We start from the raw sequence: 20,395 nt of genomic DNA, 5'->3' as shown, positions 1-20,395 counted from the left end.
AGGAATGGGCGGATGGCGAATGCCGCAGTGTAGCGGGTTTTCACCTAGCTGACGCACTAATGTATTAGTGTTTAAATGCTTTGACTCTTACTCCGCATCCCTCGTATCCCCATGAAACGCACCTACGAAAGCTTGCGCAGCGCTGCCTGGATGGCCAAGGACGATCTGCGCTCCTTCGGCCACCGTTCCCGCATGATGCAGATGGGCTACGGCCCCGACGATTGGGCCGGTCGCCCCGTCATTGCCATCATCAACACCTGGTCCGACCTGAATCCCTGTCACAGCCATTTCAAGCAGCGCGTCGAAGACGTAAAGCGCGGTGTGTTCCAGGCGGGCGGATTTCCGGTGGAGCTGCCAGCGATTTCCGTGTCGGAGTCCTTCGTCAAACCGACCACCATGCTGTACCGCAACTTCCTGGCCATGGAGACCGAGGAGCTGTTGCGCAGCCACCCGGTGGACGGGGCCGTTTTGATGGGCGGCTGCGACAAGACCACGCCCGGGCTCATCATGGGAGCCATCAGCGCCGGCCTGCCGTGCGTCTACGTGCCCGCCGGCCCCATGCTGCGCGGCAACTGGAAGGGCAAGATCCTGGGTTCCGGGTCGGACGCCTGGAAGCTCTGGGACGAACGCCGCGCTGGCAAGATCACGCAGGAACAGTGGACGGAAGTGGAGGGCGGCATCGCCCGCAGCTACGGCACCTGCATGACGATGGGCACCGCCAGCACCATGACCGCCATCGCCGAGGCCATTGGCATGACGCTGCCCGGCGCCTCATCCATCCCTGCTGCGGATGTGAACCACATGCGCATGTCGGCCGAGTGCGGCCGGCGTGTGGTCGAGATGGTCTGGGACGACCTGACACCGCAGCGCATCCTGAGCGTGGCGTCGTTCAAGAACGCCATCAACGTCGCCATGGCGATGGGCTGTTCCACCAACGCCATCATCCACCTGGTCGCCATGTCGCGGCGGGCGGGCTGCGCGGTGGGCCTGGACGACTTCGACGCGGCCAGCCGCAAGGTGCCCGTCATCGCCAACATCCGGCCCAGCGGCGACACCTACCTGATGGAAGACTTCTACTACGCGGGCGGCCTGCCGGCGCTGATGTCGCGGTTGCAGAATGACCACCTGGACCTGTCTGCCATGACGGTTACCGGCAAGACGCTCGGCGAGAACATCGCGGGCGCCGAGGTCTACAACGACGACGTGATCCGCAAGCTTGACGAGGCGATCTACGACGAAGGTGCGTTGGCCGTGCTGCGCGGCAACATCGCGCCGGACGGCTGCGTCATCAAGCCCAGCGCGTGCGCCCCGCAATACCTGCGGCACACCGGCCCTGCGCTGGTCTTTGACGACTATCCCAGCATGAAGGCCGCCGTCGAGGACGAGAACCTGGACGTCACCGCCGACCACATCATGATCTTGCGCAATGCCGGTCCGCAGGGCGGTCCCGGCATGCCGGAGTGGGGCATGCTGCCGATCCCGACCAAACTGGTCAAGCAGGGCGTGCGTGACATGCTCCGCCTGTCGGATGCCCGCATGAGCGGCACCAGCTACGGCGCCTGCATCCTGCACGTCGCGCCCGAAAGCTACATCGGCGGCCCGCTGGCGCTGGTCAAGACCGGCGACACGATCACCGTGGACGTGCCCGCCCGCACCATCAACCTGAACATCAGCGACGAGGAAATGGCCGCGCGCCGCGCCGCCTGGACGCCGCCGCCCAAGCGCTACGAGCGTGGTTACGGCTGGATGTATTCCAAGCACATCCTGCAGGCCAACGACGGCTGCGACCTGGACTTCCTGGAAACGGAATTCGGCGCGCCCGTGCCCGAGCCCGCCATTTTCTGAATCCGCCATTTTTAGATCCCCGATCCAATACCCGGAGCCATCGTGTCCCAAATGAATCCCGAAACCCGCGCCCGGCTGGCAGGCGTCAGCACCGCCACCCTGTGCACGGCCCTGTTCAAACGCGGCCTGCGCAACCAGTTCATCCAGGACGTGCGCCCGTTGAACGCCAACCTGCCCAACATGGTCGGCCCGGCCTTCACGCTGCGGTACATCCCCGCGCGCGAAGACCTGAACACGATCAAGGTGTTTGAAGACCGCGCGCATCCGCAGCGCGCCGCGGTCGAGACCTGCCCGGAAGGCGCGGTCTTCGTCATCGACAGCCGCAAGGATGCGCGCGCCGCGTCCGCAGGCTCCATTCTGGTCACCCGCCTGATGAAGCGTGGCGTGGCGGGCGTGGTCACCGACGGGGGCTTTCGCGATTCACCCGAAATTGCCGAGATGGGCTTTCCCGCCTATCACCAGCGTCCGTCCGCACCCACCAACCTCACGTTGCATCAGGCGCTGGACATCAATGCGCCCATCGGCTGCGGCGACGTGGCCGTGTGGCCGGGCGACATCGTCGTGGGCGACCGGGAAGGCGTGGTGGTGATTCCGGCGCACCTGGCTGACGAGATCGCCCTGGAAGCCGTCGAGATGACCGCCTTCGAGGATTTCGTCACCAGCCAGGTGCAAGGCGGCGCGTCCATCCTGGGCCTGTACCCGCCGACCGATCCGGGCACGAAGGACAAATTCGCCGCCTGGCGCAAAGAACAGGGCCGCTGAGCCTTGCCGCCGGCACGACCGGCACCCCACACATACCTATAAAACAAGGCAGGAGACAACTCATGAACACGCAACGACGTGGCGCGCTTGCCGCGCTTCTGGCCGGCGCGGTCTTCGGGACGCTGGCGTTGCCCGCCAGCGCCTCCGACTGGCCCACGCAAAAGCCGATTTCCTATGTGGTGCCGTTCACCGTGGGCGGTTCGACCGACGTGGTGGGCCGGGTGCTGGCCCAGAAGTTGGGCGACCGCCTGAAACAGAATGTCGTCGTGGAAAACAAGCCGGGCGCCGCCGGCGGCATCGGCGCCACCTACGTCGCCAAGGCGCCGCCCGATGGCTACACCTTGTTCGGCGGCACGATCAGCACCCATGCCATCAACGCCAGCCTGTACAAGAACCTGAAGTACGACCCGGTTAAAGACTTCGAGCCGGTGTCGCTGATCGCCTTCCTGCCCAACGTGCTGCTGGTGGATCCAAATCTGGGCGTGAACTCGGTGGCCGACCTGATCGCGCTGCTCAAGCGCGACCCCACCAAGCGCACGTTCGCGTCCTCGGGGGCGGGAACCTCGACGCACCTGGCCGGTGAGCTGTTCGCCGGCATGATCGGCGTGCCGCTCACCCACGTGCCGTACAAGGGCACGCCGCCCGCCATGGTGGATGTCTCGTCCGGCGCGGTGACGTTCATGTTCGACCAGATGACGGCGGCGCTGCCGCTGCTGCAGACCGGCAAGCTCAAGCTGCTGGCCGTCACCACCAAGGACCGCATCGCCCTCGCGCCCGAGGTCCCGACCATGCAGGAAGCCGGCGTGCCGGGCTTCCAGATGGCGTCCTGGCAGGCGGTGTACGCGCCCAAGGGCACGCCCAAGCCCATTCTGGACAAGCTAGCCGCCGAGATCGCCCTAATCCTGAAAGAACCCGACGTGCAGGAAAAGCTGGGCAAGACCATGGGCATGGAACTGGTCGGCAGCACGCCCGACGAGCTTCGGGAGCTGATGGCGACCGAGATTCCGCGCTGGGCGGAAGTGGTGAAGAAGTCGGGCGCGTCGGTGGAATAGCAGGACGTCTTGCCAACGCGCGCCGCGTTCAGGCGGCGCGCGTTGGCGACTGGATCATCTTCCACCCATTGCCCGACGGGTCCCGAAAGCCCGCGTCGACGCTTCCGTACCTGTCCACGGGCTCCTGGGTGAACTCCACGCCAAGCGCCTTCAGGCGGGCATGGCTGGCGCGGCAATCGGCCACCGACAACACCAAGGGCGGCATCGCGCCCTTGGCAACCATGGCGCGCAAGGTCTGAGCGGTGGCTTCGTCGTGGATGGGCGGACCCGGCCGGAACAGGCCAAGCTGGAACGACGGCTGCTCGGGATGCTGGACCGTGAGCCAGCGGTAGGGTCCGTTGCGCACGTCCGTATGTACGCGATACCCCAGTTTGTCTACGTAAAAGGCCAGCGCTTCGTCCTGGTCTTCCACGTATATGCCTGCGACATTGACGCCTTCGGTCATGATTTCTCCTTGGTGGATGGCCGCACTGTAGCGTTGCCGGCGAGGCGCCGCTTCTCCAAAACTGCGGTGGCCAGATCGGGACGCTGGACGGCTTGCAGCACACAGACGGGAATGGCGGTACACGGTGCGGCACGCTGCTGGTCGCCACGCATGGCGCCGGGGCTGCATCCGGTGATGTCGTGGAAGGTGCGGCCGAACGTGCCCAGGCTTTCCCAGCCGGTCGCAAAGGCGATGTCCGTGATGCTCATGCCGGTATCACGCAGCAACGTGACGGCGCGTTCGATGCGACGGGTCATCAGATAACGATGAGGCGGCATCCCGAACGCCCGTTTGAATGAGCGGGCGAAATAGGCAGGCGAAACGCCGCCGACTTCGGCCAGCCGGCTGACGGGCCAGGCCTCGTGCGACGCGGCGTCCATCAGATCCTTTGCGCGCAACAGGCGGCGCAGGAGCGCAGGGTCCAGCAGGGCGTCGTCCCCGGGACGGGGTCTATGAGGATCGCGAGCGGGCATGATCGGCGGATGAGGGCGGATACGCGGCTAGTGTATCGAGCTCGCGCCTGAGGTTCCGACCATGATTGCCCATGCGGGCATCTGGCGGCGTGGGCGAGGGATACGCCGGTAGTGTGGGCGGGGCCGCTCAGCGCTAAGCTATGTATTTGGGTCAGGTTGACTGCCGGACCCGAAGCGGAGCTGCCGTTCATGACCGATCTCATCGCCCTGGAAGGGGCCACCATCGCTTTCGACCTTGACGGCGTGTAGGCATCGACGCGGTGTCTGCGGCCAAGCCCAATCCCGCACACCTGATCGAAGCCGTGCAGGCCGTGGGTGGCAATCTGGCTCGCACCGTCATGGTGGGTGATGCCGACACCGATGCGGGCGCCGCGCGCGGGGCCGGCACGCCGCTGGTGCTGGTCGACTTTGGGTATACGGAAATCCCTGCCGTGGAACTTGCGCCGGACGTGCTCCTGCATGGCTTCGGCGACCTGGCGGAAGCCTGCGCGGCGTTGCTCGACTCTCCATAGGCCGGCGCGCTGACGGCGCGCGGCGTGTTAAAGGAGTAGCACCATGACCGACTTCGACAAGGCATTCATCGGTTCGATTCCGAAGCTTTACGACTCCCTGATGGTCCCCATGATCTTCGCGCCCTATGCGGCGGGCATGGCGGAGCGGGTAGCAGGGTTTTCGCCGCACGCGGTGCTGGAAACGGCAGCGGGCAGCGGTGCGGTTACACGGGCGCTGGCGCCGCGGCTGGGCGCCGGGACGCGCTATGTGGCCACTGACCTCAATCAGCCCATGCTCGATTACGCAGCCGCCCGCCAGGCAGACGGCGACCGTATCGAATGGCGGCAGGCGGATGCCATGCACCTGCCGTTCGAGGACGAAACCTTTGACGTCGTGTGCTGCCAGTTTGGAGCGATGTTTTTTCCTGACCGAGTAGGCGCCTATGCCGAGGCGCGCCGGGTCCTGCAGCCGGGCGGGCGCTTTGTCTTCAGTGTGTGGGACAGCGTTCAAGAGAATGAATTTGCTGCCGTTGTCGCACAGGCGGTCGCCGAGATGTTTCCGGAGAACCCACCGGTCTTTATCGCGCGCACGCCTCATGGTTACTACGACAAGGCGCGAATCCAGGATGACCTGCGCCGGGCGGGCTTTGAAGACGTGCAAATCGAGACGCACGAGGAAGTCAGCCGTGCGCGATCCGCCCAGGAAGCTGCGACCGCCTACTGCCAGGGCACGCCCCTGCGCAACGAAATCGAAGCGCGCGACGCGAGTCTGCTGATGCCCACCACGGAGCGAGCGGCGCAGGTTCTGGCCGCCCGCTACGGTGCCGGTCCGATCACAGGAAAGATCCAGGCGCATGTGGTCACCGCAACAAAATAGGGCAGTTCAAACCCTATTTTTCAGGGGGGCGCGCGTGTTTCACCATGTTTACGATGATCCGGAACAACTCGTCCCGCGCGGCTTGCTGCGTGATCTCGCCTGCGACCGCCGCCTGCGAGAGCGCGTCGGCCGCGCCCAGCATGCCCCACAGACTGGCCAAGGAAACGCCTTGGGAGCCGGCGAACGGCGCCAGGATGTCCTGGCATTTCCTGATGAACGCGTGCTGATATTGCGTCTTTACCGCGGCCAGTTCCGGTGAGCCATTCAACGCAGCCAGCACGCCCGGGATTTCACGCCCCTGCGCCGACACGCATTCCACGTACCGGGTGGCGATGACGTCTGCCTTGTCTTGCAGCGTGGGTTTGCTGGCGGCGATGGCGTCGTCGATGATCGCCGTCTGGCGTTGGTCGAAATCCTGATACAGCGCCGCCAGCAGCCCGTTGCGGGTGCCGAAGTGGTCATAGACGACCGGCTTGGATACGCCGGCCTGTTCAGCAAGCCGGCCCAGCGTCAGCGCGTCCGTGCCTTCATCGCGGATCAGCGCCCAGGACACGTCGATGAGCTGGCGTTGCCGTGCGTCCTTGGACAACCGGCGGCGGGGAGAGGGGGCGGATAGGGACGTCATCAAGGGTCTCTTCGAGGTCAAACTCACAACTGCGGGGCAAAGATCCGCTGGCCGATGGCCTGCGCGGCGGTCAGGTGCGCTTCGGGGTATCCGGCGTCGGACGCGACCAGCAGATCGGATGTTGCCACGCGCGCGCCGCAGTAGCCGAAGATGCCGTGATCAATTTGCGTCTTCATTGCGCCGAAATAGCCGTGCCGGGCATAGGTGCGCATATCGGCGCCGCCGCTGGCGACCAGATGCACCTGCAGCCGCTGCAGGCGTTTGACGACCTTGCCGTCGGGCGGGGCGTCGTAGGCCCAGCCATTGGTGAAGACGCGGTCGATCCAGCCCTTCATCAAGGCGGGAAACGACCACCAATGAACGGGGTACACGAGCACCAGCGCATCGGCGCGGTCCAGGCGCGCGTGCTCGGCGGTCACGTCCGCGGGCGGGTTGGAACGGGTCAGGTGCAGGTCCACGTCGGCCTGGGTGAAGCGCGGGTCGAAGCCTTCGGCGGCCAGATCCGCCATCTCGAAAGAATGCGGCGGCTCCGACTGCGGGCCTGCCTGCGCAACCCCTTGCGCGACCTGCTTGGCGATGGCGTGCGTCAGGGACGCCGGGTCGGGATGAGCAACAACGATGAGCGCATGCATGGCGAATTCCTTTGATCGGAAGATTTAACCTACCAAACGTAGTGTACGAATCGTAGCCTACGTTTAGTAGGTAATGCCAGAAAAATCTTCCGCTCCCATAGGTGTCGTCGAACCCAGCCATGCACCGCCCGCGGATCTATACGGTTATCGTGTCGCCAGATCAGTCCCCCACGGAGGAAGCATGACCTCACGAACGGCATTGTTCGACCTGCGCTCGGAGCAGGGCGTGTTGCGGATATCCATCGCGGTCACACTGTGCATCGCCGCCATCGGTATCGGCTTTGGCGTGGCCTCGGGATCGTTTTCCATCGTCTTCGATGGTGTCTATTCGCTGGTCGACGCCAGCATGAGCGCGCTGTCGCTGGTCGTCGTGCGGCTGATCACCTCTTACGCCACGTCCCGCCAACTGCCGCGCAAGCTGCGAGAGCGCTTCACGATGGGGTTCTGGCATCTGGAACCGATGGTGCTGGCCCTGAACGGCATTTTGCTCAGCGGCGTGGCGATCTACGCCCTCATCAACGCGATCAGCAGTCTGCTGAAAGGCGGGCGCGATCTGGAGTTTGGCCTGGCGCTCATCTATGCCGTGCTTACGCTGACCGCCTGCGTGGCAATCGCGCTGGCCGAGGCGCGCGCGAACCGGCGGATCCGGTCGGCATTCCTGCACATGGACCTGAAGGGCTGGATCATGTCGGCCAGCATCACGGCCGCGCTGCTGGTGGCGTTCTGCATCGGGTTTGGCGTACAGGGCACCCGCTGGGAATGGATTTCGCCCTACATCGACCCGGCCGTGCTGGCCGTGGTGTGCGCGGTGATCATCCCCTTGCCGCTGTCGGTCATCCGCCAGGCATTGTCCGAGATGCTGCTGGTCACGCCGGCCGACCTGAAGCAGCACGTGGACTCGGTGGCGCAGGCCTTCGTGCAGCGCCATGGCTTCGCGTCGTACCGCGCGTACGTGGCAAAGGTCGGCCGGTCGCAGGAAATCGAGCTGTATTTCATCGTGCCGGCCGACACGCCGGCGCGCGGCATTGAAGCGTGGGACAGCCTGCGTGATGAGATCGGGGAGGCGCTTGGCGCGGACAGCCCGGATCGCTGGCTGACGGTGGTATTTACGGGTGACCCGGAGTGGGCGGAATAGCGTCAGCTGCCGTGTGTCGTTTCAAAGACACGCCGCCATCAGGAACACCGGCAGCGTTTCCCAGACGACGGCCACGGCCGACAGCCCGCACAGCGCGGCGCAAAGCCAGGCATGAAATGGTGGCGCATGCTGCGCCCGCACCCGCGCATGCTGGCGCCACGCGGCCAGCGCCATTCCGGTCAGTGCGGCCACGCCACCGGCCACGATGATCCACGACGACACCGGCAGTCCAAGCCACAGGCCGGTCAGCGCCGAACGCGCGCAGGCCAGCGCGTTGACGATGTAGATGAACAGAAAGTGCACCAGCCAGATCAGCGGGCCGGCGATGAGGTACAGCAGTTCTACCGAGAAGCGCGTCTGCATGCCTTACCCCGTCAGCCGCGGAAAGGCGTGCAGCAGCGCCAGCGCGATCAGCCCCTGCGCCACGGTGTAGAACAACATCGCCCGGGTGGTGTCGAACGCCGCGCGGCGCGTGGGGCTGAGCCGTCCGGCAAGCGACCGCGCCACCGTAAAGATGGCCATCACGGCCGAAATTCCGCCAAAGAGCGCCTGCAAGGCCGCGACGGCGTAGGTCGCTGCCGTGTAGGCGGAGGTTTGGGGGCGGAGCCCCGCCTGCCATTGCGCGGTCAGGTCAAGCGCAGGCGCTGCCGTCAGCAACAGCGCCGCGCCTGCGACGCACCAACGCAGCGCGGCTTGCCGGTCCTGCGTCATCAACCGTCCGGCGGCCGCTGCAATGGCGCCGGCCGTCAACAGCATGACGGTCGACAGTATCGGCCACCCGGCCGAGGGTAGCGCGCGGGCAGAGGGCCAGGCCTGCGGATTCGTGGTCCACAGGAACAGATAGCTGAACAGCAACGAGCCAAAAATGCTGGCGCAGACGATCAGCAGCAGCACCATCGCCCACGACGCATGCGACGCGCTGCCCGAACACATCATGGGCAGCCGCAGGCCGCCGCCGATCTCAACCGGGGGGTAATCCGGCCCGGTATCCGCGTCCCACAGCCAGCGCCACAGCGAGACGACGGCCAGCACACCAAAGGCCGCCGCCAGCGGCATCAGCTTGAAGGTCAGCAGCAGGAAGAATCCCGCAGTGCCCACGGCGGCCAGCAGCGGCGACCACGCGGGGCCGGGCAGCGGCAGCACGTAGTCGGGCCGGGCGTCCAGCGCGCTGGTCACCAGTGTGGTGCGCAGGCCAGCCGGCGAATTGGGCAGGTAATGCTGGCCATCGGTGACCTGCCGCGCGAGGCCGGGCTGGTCCCACAACGGCTCGCGGCTGGTGACCGTAGGCACGCTGCGCAGCCCGTAGCTGCCGCTGGGCAGCCACTCCAGCGTGCCGGCGTCCCAGACGTTGCCCGCATTGTTGTCGATGGTCGGCCGGAAGTTGCGCGCCAGATCGATCAGGAAGACGAGCACCCCGGCGGCGATCAGGTAGGCGCCCACGGTCGACAGCAGGTTCAGCGGACCGAGGCCCTGGCTTTCGGCGTAGGTGTAGACGCGGCGCGGCATGCCGGCCAGCCCGGTGAAGTGCATCGGAAAGAACGCGACGTTAAAGCCCACGAACATCAGCCAGAAGGCCCAGCGGCCCAGCCGTTCCGACAGCCGCCGCGCGCTGATGAAGGGCGTCCAGTAGTAGAACGCCGCGAATAGCGGGAACACCATCCCGCCGAACAGCACGTAATGCAGGTGCGCAACGACGAAATAGGTATCGTGCGCCTGCAGGTCGAACGGAATCACGGCCACCATCACGCCCGTCAGCCCGCCGATCACGAATACGAAGAAGAATCCCAGGATGAACAGCGTCGGCGTCCTGAGCGGGCGCAGCCGGACGGCGGCGGCAATGGTGGCGATCCACGCGAAGATCTGGATGGCGGTCGGGACCGACACCGCCATGCTGGCGGCCGACGCGAAGCTGAGCGACAGCTGCGGAATGCCGGTCGCGAACATGTGGTGCACCCACAGGCCGAAGCTGAGGAACCCCGTGGACACGACCGCCAGCACCACCAGGCGATAGCCGACCAGCGGTGTGCCGGTCATCGCGGGAATCATCATCGACACCATGCCGGCGGCGGGCAGGAAGATGATGTAGACCTCCGGGTGGCCGAAGAACCAGAACAGGTGCTGCCAAAGCAGTGGATCGCCGCCGCGCGCCGCAATGAAGAACGGCATGTCGAAGGCGCGCTCGAGCTCAAGCAGGGCCGTGGCGACGATGACCGCAGGAAACGCAATGATCACCATGCCGCAGAACACCAGCATCACCCAGGCGAACACCGGGATCTTGTCGAGCGTCATGCCGGGCGCGCGCGTACGCAGGATGCCGACGGCCAGCTCGATGGCGCCCGCAATTGCCGAGATCTCAATGAAGCCGATGCCCAGCAGCCACAGGTCGGCGTTCACCGCGGGCGAGTATTGGGTGCTGGTCAGTGGCGGATACATGAACCAACCGCCATCGGGCGCCAACCCCACGAAGATGCTGCAGAAGAACACCAGCCCGCCGATCGCATAGGCCCAGTAAGCGTAGGCCGACAGCCTTGGAAACGGCAGGTCGCGCGCGCCCAGCATGTTGGGCAGCAGCAGCACGGCCACGGCTTCGACGGCCGGCACCGCGAACAGGAACATCATCACCGTGCCGTGCATGGTGAAGAGCTGGTTATAGAGTTCGTGGCCGATCAGGTTGCTGTCCGGCGCAGCCAGCTGCGTGCGCATCATCAGCCCCAGGACGCCGGCCAGGATGAAAAACAGCAGCGCGGTGGCGATGTACAGCAGACCGATGGACGTGTTGTTCACGACCGTGAGTGCGCGCCATCCGGTGGGACGCTTCCAGGCGCGTTCAAGCTGCTCGAGTTCGCCTTCGGGCCGCGGCAACGCGTTGGGAAGCTCGGTCGGGGATGTCGGGCGCGTCACTTCAGGCCTTCCAGGTAGCGGGCCACGGCGCGCAAGTCCTCGCCCGGCCATTGGTCAAAGGACGGCATGCCATTGCCGGGCTTGATCTGCTGGCTGCCGGCGATCCACCCGCCCAGCGCGCCCACGTTGTTCGGCAATATGCCCGCCGCAAGGGACGGGCGGCTGCCCACATGGGTGAGGTCCGGTCCCAGCGTGCCGCGTGCCTCTGTTCCGCGCACCGTGTGGCATTGCGCACAGGCCTGATTGAATAGCTCGGCCGCCGGTTTCAGCGCGGCGTCGGGCGCGGCTGCCGGCTGCCGTTGCGCCTGCACCCAGGCGTCGAAGGCCTCGGCGTCCACCGCCTGCACGTCGAACAGCATCTGCGCGTGTTGCGCGCCGCAATATTCGGCGCAGTGGCCGCGAAATGTGCCCGGGGTCCGAGCCAGCGCGCGCATCCGGTTCACGCGGCCGGGGACCATGTCGAGCTTGCCGCCCAGTTCGGGAATCCAGAAGCTGTGGATCACGTTGTCGGACTTGAGCAGGAATTGCACGGGCTTGCCCGTGGGGATGCGGATCTCGTTGGCAGTCTCGAAGATCACGCCGCCGGACGCATCCAGATAGCGCACGCGCCACCACCACAATTCGCCGGTGACTTCGATGCGCGCGGCAAACGATGCAGCGTCCCGGGCCGCCGATGGGGAAGGCGTCAGCACGTAGACGAGCAGGGCGGTCAACGCCACGACGGGAAACGCGATGCCCGCACCGATGATGAGCCCGGGCCGGGACAGCCGGCGGCGCAGCGTCACCGGACCGAACATCGCGAGCGCCAGCAGCGCGGCCACTACGACGAAGATCGCCGCCGCACCCACGTAAAGGACCCAGCCGATCTCGGCGATGCGCGCGGCGTCCTCGCCGCTGGGTTGAGCCGATGCGGCAAAGGGCAACGCGGCGGCGAGCACGATAAGAAGGATTTTCGCCATGTTTTTGTAGTGGATGACCCGGCGCGCGTTGGCCGACAAGGCCGACGGGCCGCCGGCCCGCGAGAGGCATCGTCAGCATCTTTCGTGCCCGCGTCCGCAGCCGAAGCGCAGGCACAGGAGTTGCTGGCAAGTCCAGGTTCTGCGCCAATCAGCGCGATTCAGGAGACGGCATTGCGCCGGCTAGCCCGACCCAACCGCCTGCTACCAGCCCTGGCTGCGATGTTGCTGCTGGGCGCGTGTCAGGAAGACAAGCCGCCGCTCTTTCCTGCGGATGCGGCGGGCGGGTTGCGCGAACGGGCTGACCCAGACCGAGGCCGCCGGTTGATTGCCGAGCACGGCTGCACCGCGTGTCATACCGTGCCCGGCGTCAGCGGTCCGGCGTCCCGCGTCGGGCCGCCGCTGGGCAACATGGCGCGGCAGGCGTACGTTGCCGGTCTGCTGCCCAATACGCCTGAAAATCTGGTGCGCTGGCTGATGGATCCGCCTGTCGTGAATCCCCGTACGGCCATGCCCGACACCGGCCTGCAACAGGCCGACGCCGAGGACATTGCCGCCTATCTGATGCAGCGCGCGGACCGCAAGGCGAGGGCGCCATGAAGCGCTGGAAGCGCACCGCCGCGCTCACGCTCGTTGCCGCTGCCGCCACCGCAGGCGCGGTTGGCGGCGCCTTGGTGTATTTCGGCATGTACGACGTGACGGCCACGTCGCCGCACACCACGCCGGTGCACCACCTGCTGGATGTCGCGTTGACGCGGGCCGTGAAGATGCGGTCAGCGGATATCGTGCCGCCTGAGCTGGACGCCGCCGAGCGCATCCAGAACGGTTCACGTCTGTACCGCGTCCACTGCGCCCAGTGCCACGGCGGGCCGGGGGTGGCGCCGCAGCCCTACGCGCTGGGGCTGAATCCGGCGCCCGCCGCGCTCGTCGCCACCGCACGCGCGCGCACGGCAGCCGAAATCTTCTGGGTCACGCGGCAGGGCATCAAGATGACCGGCATGCCGGCGTGGCAGTATCGGCTGTCCGACGACGAGATCTGGGACGTGGTGGCGTTTCTGCGCGTGTTGCCGGGCCTGTCCGCCGACGACTATCGGCGTGGCGATGATGGACAACCGGCGGAAAAGCCGCAGGCAAACGCCCAGCCGGCGGCCCGTGTGGGAGACGCGCGGGCTGGGCGCGATGCGCTGCAACAGTATCTTTGCGTGACGTGCCACGCAATCCCGGGCGTGCCCGGCGCATGGAACTACGTGGGCCCGGCGCTGGATCAGATGGGCGAGCGGCCGTACATCGCGGGCGTCTTGCCCAATACGCCCGCCAACATGGAGCGATGGTTGCGCAACCCGCCGGCCGTCAAACCGGGCACGGCCATGCCCGACCTGGGCGTCAGCGAACAGGATGCAAGGGATATCGCCGCGTTCCTGCGCACATTGAACGAGGGGCCGTGAAGCGTTTGCCCCCGTCATGGGGCGCCGCATGCAGGAACGGCACTTGCTCGCCTGCCAATCACCTTGATGCACCGGAGCATTTCCATGACGCAACCGAAATCCGACAACGCCCGCGAATCCATTCCCGGCCAGCCCGACGTCAACAAAGGCGCGTTGCGCCCGTCCGGCCATGCCACGACGCCGGAGCGGGTGCCCGACGTTGACCACCCGCCGCGCGCGCGCAGCCATGACCAGCCGGGCTTCGATCAGGCCGTGGCGCAGGAAGAAGCCGAGGCGCGAAGCGGCACGCTGCCTGGCAGCAACGACACGCGTCCCGCGCCGGACCGCGACGAGGAAGAGAAATGATCGTTGAAGTCTTTCAACGCGCGGATGGCCACTGGGGCTTTCGGGGCATCGCTTTGCTGGGCGTCCAGGAGGATGCCGGCTCGTATCCGACGCGTGACGACGCCGCGGCAGCCGCCCGCGTCGCCTACCCGGGCGAGACGATCTCCGAGGTCGATGCCTCGATGGACACGCCGCCGCAGCCACACTCGGATTGACGCCGCGCCAATAACGTGGGGCCCGCGTCCGTACCGCGCGCCCCGCGTCAATAGCGCCCGGCGGCCAGCACGTCCTGCAGATATCCGTCCGCGTCTGGCCGTTCGGTAAGCATGTGCCGCACCCACGCGTCGCGTTCATGCGCGATCACGGCCAGTTCCCACACACAAGCCAGCGCGGGCGCGTTGACCGGCGCAAACGCGTCCGGCTGGGCCAACGGTGCGGAGAGCATGCGCTGGCACACGATGCCGCCGGAGATCCACCAGTCCACGAGCAGCCACACGGCCTCCTCGCCTACGTGCGCAATGCAGTAGCCAAGACCATGGGTGCGCGGACCGCCAGCGTGTTCGTCCAGGACGTCGCGCACGGCGGCGCGGACTGACGCGTTGACGGGATCGGACAGGATCGGACCCGCAGCGTTCGGGTCTCGATGGATGCCGTACGCCTTGATCGAATGACCTGCCTCGCGCCACACGCCCAGCGTGGCAATGCGGCGGGGGGAATAGGGTTCTGGAGGAAGCGTCATCTCGTGCGTTGCGGTCGGAAGATTGCGCAATTCTACTGGCGCCCGCGCGACCAGCCCAACCGCCGCGCGCCCAGCACGATGCCCGTGGCGGACACCGCCAGGCCGCCGAGGCTCAGCAGGATAAGCGCCAGGTCCCGGCCCTCCCCGGCATTCAGCAGGGCGGGGGTGTCCCAGCTATGCAGGAAGTAAAAGAGCCAGCGCCCGACCCGCTGCGCACGGGACAGGCTCAGCGCCACCTCGCCCGTGCGCAGGTCCACGTAGACGCGGTCACTGGCCGGGGTGTCGAAATCCATTCGCAGGACTGGCAGGCCCCGTGGTGCGCCGCCGTTCATTGCTTCGGCGTGGCGCGCGTAGTAATAGGCGTCGTAGTGATCGAGCAACGTCGCCTGAACGGCCGCGCCGGGAAACAGCGCGCGCGCGGCGTCAAGGACCGCATCAGGCTGCCACATCGACTGCACCAGCAATGCACCATCCTCCCGGCGAACGATGCGGCTGCCGGCCGTCGCGTCGCGGGCCAGCACGTACGGCTGGCCTGCCATCCGCCGCCATTCGAGCTGAACCGGCTCAAAGCCTGCGGCGTGCAACGCCTGTAATACCGGCTGCGGGTCCGCAATCGGCGCGGCGATTGGCGCGCCCGTCATGGCTTGCCGGTCGGGGCCGGGATCGGAGCCGGCGAATAGCCCGCCCGGGTTCATCGACATCAGCCCGCTGAAGATCCACGTGCAGACAAACGCACTGAAGGCGAGACCGATGATGTGGTGCCAGCGCATCCAGGTTTCGCGGTAGGGCGTGCGCGCGCCCGTCTTGTAGCGGCCGCGAAAACGCCAGCGCCAGACGCCGACGACCGTGCCGCTGACAGCCAGCACGGTGCAGACGGCCGACAGTGCGATCACCATCCAGCTCCACACCGGATCGACGGAGCGGTCGCGCGCCATGTATAGCCAGTGCAGCCACGCGCCGACGTAGTTCCAGCGCTGTTGGGCGATCGGCGCGTCCAGCACGACTTCGCCCGTCGCCGAAGACACATACAGCGTGCCCGGCGCGTCGCCTTCCATGCTCACCTTGTGCAGGGGGCGATGGCGGTCCAGCCCGCGCGAATGCGTCCAGCGGTCCTCGTCGATCAGGCCCGCATACCGGGCCGTGCCCGCAGGCCAGAACGCGTGCGCCGCGGCCACGGCCATGTCCGCTGTCACCACGCCGTCAGGCCGGCCGGTGCGCGCGGACCAGGCGCGCGGGCCGTCCGGGGTTGGGACGATGTAGGTCGGCTCGCCGCGCACCGACGTCAGAACGGCAAGCGCGCCGCCGGGCCGCGCTGCGTCCATCGGCAGATACGCGTCTGCGGCCAGCACAGGCAGGCTGGCAAACCGCTCTTCGGGCGTCAGCTTCGGGTAGCCGACATACAGCATGACGATGCCGCTGAGAAACCACACCAGCATCAGCAGGCAGCCGCCAACCCCCAGCCAGCGATGGGCCAGGTAGGTCAGCCTGCGCAGGCGCGCCTTGGCGTCCATGGTCGCGCCCGCCTCAGAAGCGGTGGTTCAACGTCAGCTCGAACCGGCGCCTCGGTCCATACATCCATTGCGTGTTGGTGTAGTAGGCCGTGGTGAAGTACGCGCGATCAAAAACGTTGAAGCCCCGGGCTGTGATGGCGGTGTCTTTGTTCACGTCCCAGCGCAGCGCCAGGTCGGTCGTGGTGTAGGACGGCAGTTCGATGGTGTTGGCGCTGTCGGCATAGCGCTTGCCCACGTAGCGCATCCCGCCCATCGCGGTCCAGCCCGGCTGGAAGTTCCAGCTCAGCCACAGATTCGCCAGGCGTTGCGGCACGTTGGGCGGGACATTGCCCGCGCGCGACACGGCCGCCCCGCCCACCGATTCGGAGAAATCGTCGTACTTGGCCCGCAGCACGGTGGCATTGGCGTCGATCGTCCAGCCGGGCGCAACCGCCAGCGACAGCGACGTTTCCAGGCCGCGGGACGATTGTTCGCCGACCTGCACCCGCAGGCTCGGGTCGTCGGCGTCGCGCGACAGCAGATTGGTCTTGCGGATTTCGTACGCCGCCAGCGTCCACTTGCCGCGTCCGTCCATGAAGTTCTGCTTCAGGCCGACCTCGATCTGCTTGCCGCGCGACAGGTCGAACGACGCGTTGGACGGGCTGATCATCAGCAGCCCGCTGACCGGATCGGCGGCCTGCGCGTACTGCGCGTAGACGGCCAGATCCGGCGTCACGTCGTACACGGTGCCGATGCGCCAGCCCACGTCGGAAAACGTCTTGGACAAGGCGCGCTGATCGGTGACCAGGTCGTCGCGCGTGACCTTCGCGTGGTCGTAGCGCAGGCCGCCGATGATCGACCACTTGCTGGTCAGCGCCAGGCGGTCTTCCATGAACAGGGCAAACTGATCGGCTTTGTTGCGGTAACGCGGAATGAACGGCACGTCGCTCTGGTATTGGCCGTGATCCGGGTCATACGGATCCACCGACCCCGAACTGCCTGTGTAGGTGTTGTTGATGTGCTTGAACGTGGCGTGGTTGACGTCAAAGCCCACCGATACCGTGTTCTCCAGGCCGGCCAGCGTGCCCTTGAAGGCGGCGCTGGTGGTCAGGCCGGTCTGGGTCTGGTCATGCGTGATCTGCGTGTTGTCGGATCGGTCGATCAGGCTGGTTGCGGGGTTGTACACGTAGCGCTCGGCGTTGCGCCAGTCGCGGTCGCTCTGCACGTGATAGAGGCGCGCACGCACGGTGGTGGCGTCGTTCGGCGTCCAGACGGTGTCCAGCTGGGTCCATTGGTCGCGAAAGCGCATGAAACTGTCGGCGACGTTGTAGTTCTGCTTGCGCACGGCGTCATCCTGCTCGCCGTTGATCATCGGGGTGCCGAAGTACCGCATCGGGCGCTGGTAGCCGTAGGCGTAACTCAACGTCATGTTCAGGTCCGGCGTGGCGTCCCAGCGCAACGCGCCCGAAAACGTCGCATCGCCCGACTGGCCGCGGTCGACATAACCGTCCGTGTAGTTGCCGCTGACATCCAGGCGATACGACAAGGTGTCGCTCAGCGCGCCGCCGCTGCCCAGTCCCAGCCGCGCCGTATCCTGCGTGCCGATCGTGGCCTGCACTTCGTTCTGGATCGGCCCGCGAGTGGGACGCTTGGGAATCACGTTGACGACGCCGCCGATCGCGCCGTCGCCGTAGATGACGGACGCGGGTCCGCGCAGCACCTCGATGCGCTCGACCGACCACGTGTCGAACGGAAACGTCAGGCCGACGCCGCCATACTGGCGCAGTCCGTCGTACAAGCGCATGACCGACGTGCTGTCGGTGAAGCCGCGCACCGACAGGGCGCTATTGCCGTTGCCAGGGTGGGGCGCGGCCGAAAAACCGGGCGCGCGGGTAATCGCTTCGATCACGCTGGCGTCGCCGCGGGACTCGATCTGTTCCCGCGAAATGATGTCGACGCTGGCGGGCGTCTGCATGGGCGTGAGGCCAAGGTTGGAGCCGGTGGACGCCTCGGTAGTCAGCGCCGTCTCGGATCCGCCGACCACGGTGATGGGGGCGAGGGTGGCGGGAGCGGTTTGGGCGGCGGCGTTGAACGCGGCCAGGATCAGTGTCGTGCCGAGGCACGCGTGCGTACGAACGATGGTCAAGATGACCCCTCTTCTTTTGTCTTCGACTGAATCTGCCGCCGGCCTGAAGGCCGGTCGGCAAAGCGCGGGCGAAGAGGGGATGGCCGTGCAGGCAGCGCCGATGCGATGGCGCCATGAAGCTGGTCTACGGGGTTCCCGCTCTTCGCTGCCGTGCGCGGCGTCAGGCGCGCGCGCGGCGGATCAGGAAGACAGGGAAGGCGGGGCGCGTGACCCTAGCGGCGGCCCAAGAGCCGGCAGCGGCGGCGTGGCGCGGTAGACGGGAGTGTCGGGCGCGGCGTAGGCGGCGCGCGCCGACAACACAGGTGCGAGCCCGGTGTCCGGCAGAATCGCGTGCGCGGCGAGGGCGCCGAAGGCGCAGGCCTCCGCGGCACCGTGCTTGGCGTCCGGCTCGGCCGGCAGGTCGAACGTCACGTTCATCGTGCCGCCGGCTTCGCACAGCGTCAGCATCAGCGAGGTCGTGGACGGCCCCGCCATGTAGCCGGTCGGGATGAAAGCGCGCAGCACAAAGGCGGCCATTGCCAGGCAGACGAGCAAGCGCCAAGGCAGGCCGCGGGGCTGAAACGCAGAGTCCCGATGAGTCGACATGGGCGGGATTCTATTACAGAACCTCACGCATTCTGTCCGAATGGAAATGCATGCGGCGTTCGGTCGCAGGGCGCTTACTATCGATCGGGTGTGTGCATTGGAAACCCGACAGGAGTTCGCCAGGATGATGCTCCCATCGAACGACAGCCCGACCGGCACGCCGGATGGCAGGACGCAGTCAGGCTACCCGTCTCCTTATCCGCAGGCCCCCTGGAAACTGCACGGCCATGCGCTCCTGAGTGCATGGCGGGTGCCGCTGGCCGATCTGCCGCAGCAGGCGCCCGGTGATGCCCGCGTGGTCACGTTGGGACGCCATGCCATCTGCACCACGGTCTGGACCGCTTACGAGCCGGGCGGCACGCTCGCCTACAACGAGCTGCTCTTTGCGACGGCGGTGCGTCACGCGGGATTGCTGGCGCCCGCGTGCACGGTTGGGCCGATCTGGGTGGACGACGAGGCGGCCGCAGAAGGTAGCCGCAAGCTGTGGGGCATCCCGAAGCGCATCGGCGATTTCGAGCAGCTGCCCGCCTTGGGCGGGCCAGGTGAGCCGGCTGCGTTGGCGCAAGCGTCGCTCGTCGCGGAAGGCCGGCCCGCCGCCAGCGTGCAATTCCGACCCGGCCTGCGCGTTGCCTTACCGCTACGTTTCGCGGTCTGGACGGTCCAGGACGGGCCGGCAGGGCTGATCCGCACGCGCTGCACGCTGCGAGGAACGCTGCGTTTCGGGACCGCGCACTGGCGCATGGCCGAAGCGGGTCCGCTGGGATTTCTGGCACGGCGTCAACCGGTGGCCAGCGCATGGTTGGAACGGATGTCGGTGTCTTTCGGGGTGTAGCCGTGCGCTATGCACGCCGGTCGAACACCACGCACGTGGTGGTGGCGTGCGCATACAGCTTGCCGTTCTCGTCCTCCACCCGCGCCTGCGCGGTGGCGATCTGCTTGCCGCTATGTATCAGCGTGGCGGCGGCGCGAAGCGGGCCACTGGATGGCGCCGCCGCGCGCACGATGTTCACACTGAGTTCGACCGTCGTGTAGCGCCTGCCTTCCGGAAGCGCACTCTGGATCGCGCAACCCAATGCCGAATCCAGCAGCGTCGAGAACCAGCCGCCGTGGACGGTGCCGAACGGATTGCAATGCCGCAGTTCGGGGATGCCGAGGAACACGGCCCAGCCCGAGTCCGCTTCCACCAACGTCATGTTCGCGGTGTCGTTCATGGGCGGGTAGGGCAGCTCGCCGGCCATCATCGCGTGCAGGATCTGCAAGCCTGTCATGCCTGCGATCTGATCCGGACTGGCGATATCAGGCTTGCCCCCGCCCGTGCGCAGCCGCGCCAGTGCAGCCTGGTGCTGGACCGTCCAGCACGACTGTTGATTTCTGTACATACGACCCCCTCGTTGTGAAGCCCCGGCGGGCGAGTGCCACGCCGCAGGCGGCGT

23 protein-coding genes are annotated in these 20,395 nt (G+C 66.7%); 11 read left to right on the top strand and 12 right to left on the bottom strand.

Features of this window, described 5'->3' with window-relative positions:
• The first annotated feature begins 111 nt into the window (after window positions 1-111).
• The 3 genes from araD (at window position 112) to AB3147_RS15120 (ending at window position 3,659) form a co-directional block, all read left to right on the top strand.
• Window positions 112-1,845 (top strand): L-arabinonate dehydratase, encoded by a 1,734-nt coding sequence (gene araD, locus AB3147_RS15130; RefSeq protein ID WP_367352309.1) that lies wholly within the window; start codon window positions 112-114, stop codon window positions 1,843-1,845.
• A 51-nt stretch (window positions 1,846-1,896) separates the two neighbouring features.
• On the top strand, window positions 1,897-2,607 hold the full coding sequence (locus AB3147_RS15125) for a ribonuclease activity regulator RraA (RefSeq protein ID WP_056561707.1): 711 nt from the start codon (window positions 1,897-1,899) through the stop codon (window positions 2,605-2,607).
• Window positions 2,608-2,669: 62 nt separating this feature from the next.
• On the top strand, window positions 2,670-3,659 hold the full coding sequence (locus AB3147_RS15120) for a Bug family tripartite tricarboxylate transporter substrate binding protein (protein WP_367352308.1): 990 nt from the start codon (window positions 2,670-2,672) through the stop codon (window positions 3,657-3,659).
• A gap of 28 nt (window positions 3,660-3,687) precedes the next feature.
• On the opposite strand, the gene AB3147_RS15115 is transcribed toward AB3147_RS15120, so the two are convergent.
• Together AB3147_RS15115 and AB3147_RS15110 are read right to left on the bottom strand one after the other, a co-directional pair.
• Complete coding sequence (locus AB3147_RS15115; protein ID WP_367352307.1) at window positions 3,688-4,104, bottom strand: VOC family protein; 417 nt, start codon at window positions 4,102-4,104, stop codon at window positions 3,688-3,690.
• On the bottom strand, window positions 4,101-4,616 hold the full coding sequence (locus tag AB3147_RS15110; RefSeq protein WP_367352306.1) for a helix-turn-helix transcriptional regulator: 516 nt from the start codon (window positions 4,614-4,616) through the stop codon (window positions 4,101-4,103). Before AB3147_RS15110 ends, AB3147_RS15115 begins: the two co-directional genes overlap by 4 nt.
• A 251-nt stretch (window positions 4,617-4,867) precedes the next feature.
• On the opposite strand from AB3147_RS15110, the gene AB3147_RS15105 reads away from it, so the two are divergent.
• A complete protein-coding gene (locus AB3147_RS15105; protein ID WP_367353542.1) occupies window positions 4,868-5,128 on the top strand; it encodes an HAD hydrolase-like protein in 261 nt (86 codons plus the stop codon).
• Window positions 5,129-5,171: 43 nt separating this feature from the next.
• The gene (locus tag AB3147_RS15100; protein ID WP_367352305.1) at window positions 5,172-5,984 is read left to right on the top strand and encodes a class I SAM-dependent methyltransferase; all 813 of its coding nucleotides are present in this window, start codon (window positions 5,172-5,174) and stop codon (window positions 5,982-5,984) included.
• Between the two features lie 13 nt (window positions 5,985-5,997).
• Here AB3147_RS15100 and AB3147_RS15095 read toward each other — a convergent pair whose 3' ends face one another.
• Both AB3147_RS15095 and AB3147_RS15090 read right to left on the bottom strand, forming a co-directional pair.
• Window positions 5,998-6,609, bottom strand: coding sequence for a TetR/AcrR family transcriptional regulator (locus tag AB3147_RS15095; RefSeq protein WP_239212714.1), 612 nt, complete (start codon window positions 6,607-6,609; stop codon window positions 5,998-6,000).
• A 23-nt stretch (window positions 6,610-6,632) separates the two neighbouring features.
• Window positions 6,633-7,241 (bottom strand): NAD(P)H-dependent oxidoreductase, encoded by a 609-nt coding sequence (locus AB3147_RS15090; protein WP_239212715.1) that lies wholly within the window; start codon window positions 7,239-7,241, stop codon window positions 6,633-6,635.
• Between the two features lie 181 nt (window positions 7,242-7,422).
• Here AB3147_RS15090 and AB3147_RS15085 point away from each other — a divergent pair, with 181 nt between their 5' ends.
• Window positions 7,423-8,376 carry a cation diffusion facilitator family transporter gene (locus tag AB3147_RS15085; protein WP_279971109.1) on the top strand — a complete coding sequence of 318 codons (954 nt, stop codon included), beginning with the start codon at window positions 7,423-7,425 and terminating at the stop codon, window positions 8,374-8,376.
• 21 nt (window positions 8,377-8,397) lie between these two features.
• Here the strand turns inward: AB3147_RS15085 and AB3147_RS15080 are convergent, their stop codons facing one another.
• Genes AB3147_RS15080 through AB3147_RS15070 form a run of 3 tightly spaced genes read right to left on the bottom strand, consistent with a single transcriptional unit; the run spans window position 8,398 to window position 12,236 of the window.
• Complete coding sequence (locus AB3147_RS15080) at window positions 8,398-8,739, bottom strand: hypothetical protein (RefSeq protein ID WP_367352304.1); 342 nt, start codon at window positions 8,737-8,739, stop codon at window positions 8,398-8,400.
• A gap of 3 nt (window positions 8,740-8,742) precedes the next feature.
• Window positions 8,743-11,277: a cbb3-type cytochrome c oxidase subunit I gene (locus tag AB3147_RS15075; protein ID WP_367352303.1), complete on the bottom strand. Its 2,535-nt coding sequence runs from the start codon at window positions 11,275-11,277 to the stop codon at window positions 8,743-8,745.
• Entirely contained in the window at window positions 11,274-12,236 is a 963-nt protein-coding gene (locus tag AB3147_RS15070; protein WP_367352302.1) for a cytochrome c oxidase subunit II, read from the bottom strand. Before AB3147_RS15070 ends, AB3147_RS15075 begins: the two co-directional genes overlap by 4 nt.
• A gap of 171 nt (window positions 12,237-12,407) precedes the next feature.
• Here AB3147_RS15070 and AB3147_RS15065 point away from each other — a divergent pair, with 171 nt between their 5' ends.
• From AB3147_RS15065 to AB3147_RS15050, 4 genes are all read left to right on the top strand, one after another.
• Complete coding sequence (locus AB3147_RS15065; RefSeq protein WP_218344079.1) at window positions 12,408-12,833, top strand: c-type cytochrome; 426 nt, start codon at window positions 12,408-12,410, stop codon at window positions 12,831-12,833.
• The gene (locus AB3147_RS15060; RefSeq protein WP_367352301.1) at window positions 12,830-13,678 is read left to right on the top strand and encodes a c-type cytochrome; all 849 of its coding nucleotides are present in this window, start codon (window positions 12,830-12,832) and stop codon (window positions 13,676-13,678) included. The genes AB3147_RS15065 and AB3147_RS15060 overlap by 4 nt, the downstream gene beginning before the upstream one ends.
• A gap of 84 nt (window positions 13,679-13,762) precedes the next feature.
• Window positions 13,763-14,023: a hypothetical protein gene (locus tag AB3147_RS15055; RefSeq protein ID WP_286899434.1), complete on the top strand. Its 261-nt coding sequence runs from the start codon at window positions 13,763-13,765 to the stop codon at window positions 14,021-14,023.
• Window positions 14,020-14,217, top strand: a complete 198-nt coding sequence (locus tag AB3147_RS15050; protein WP_175121331.1) for a hypothetical protein — start codon at window positions 14,020-14,022, stop codon at window positions 14,215-14,217. The genes AB3147_RS15055 and AB3147_RS15050 overlap by 4 nt, the downstream gene beginning before the upstream one ends.
• Window positions 14,218-14,264: 47 nt before the next feature.
• Here the strand turns inward: AB3147_RS15050 and AB3147_RS15045 are convergent, their stop codons facing one another.
• The 4 genes from AB3147_RS15045 to AB3147_RS15030 form a co-directional block, all read right to left on the bottom strand.
• Window positions 14,265-14,741 (bottom strand): hypothetical protein, encoded by a 477-nt coding sequence (locus AB3147_RS15045; protein WP_367352300.1) that lies wholly within the window; start codon window positions 14,739-14,741, stop codon window positions 14,265-14,267.
• A gap of 32 nt (window positions 14,742-14,773) precedes the next feature.
• Window positions 14,774-16,252, bottom strand: a complete 1,479-nt coding sequence (locus tag AB3147_RS15040; protein ID WP_367352299.1) for a PepSY domain-containing protein — start codon at window positions 16,250-16,252, stop codon at window positions 14,774-14,776.
• A 13-nt stretch (window positions 16,253-16,265) separates the two neighbouring features.
• A complete protein-coding gene (locus AB3147_RS15035) occupies window positions 16,266-18,377 on the bottom strand; it encodes a TonB-dependent siderophore receptor (protein ID WP_438860977.1) in 2,112 nt (703 codons plus the stop codon).
• Window positions 18,378-18,557: 180 nt separating this feature from the next.
• Window positions 18,558-18,962, bottom strand: coding sequence for a DUF2946 family protein (locus tag AB3147_RS15030; protein ID WP_343739142.1), 405 nt, complete (start codon window positions 18,960-18,962; stop codon window positions 18,558-18,560).
• Window positions 18,963-19,086: 124 nt separating this feature from the next.
• Between AB3147_RS15030 and AB3147_RS15025 the strand changes: the two genes are divergently transcribed.
• A complete protein-coding gene (locus AB3147_RS15025; RefSeq protein WP_367352298.1) occupies window positions 19,087-19,794 on the top strand; it encodes an acetoacetate decarboxylase family protein in 708 nt (235 codons plus the stop codon).
• A 7-nt stretch (window positions 19,795-19,801) separates the two neighbouring features.
• On the opposite strand, the gene AB3147_RS15020 is transcribed toward AB3147_RS15025, so the two are convergent.
• On the bottom strand, window positions 19,802-20,341 hold the full coding sequence (locus AB3147_RS15020) for a PaaI family thioesterase (RefSeq protein WP_367352297.1): 540 nt from the start codon (window positions 20,339-20,341) through the stop codon (window positions 19,802-19,804).
• Window positions 20,342-20,395: the final 54 nt, after the last annotated feature.

Source organism: Achromobacter animicus, assembly GCF_040775605.1.
Classification (GTDB): domain Bacteria; phylum Pseudomonadota; class Gammaproteobacteria; order Burkholderiales; family Burkholderiaceae_B; genus Achromobacter; species Achromobacter animicus.
Note: the sequence above shows the minus strand (reverse complement) of the source record. Positions and strands in the feature narration are given on the sequence as shown.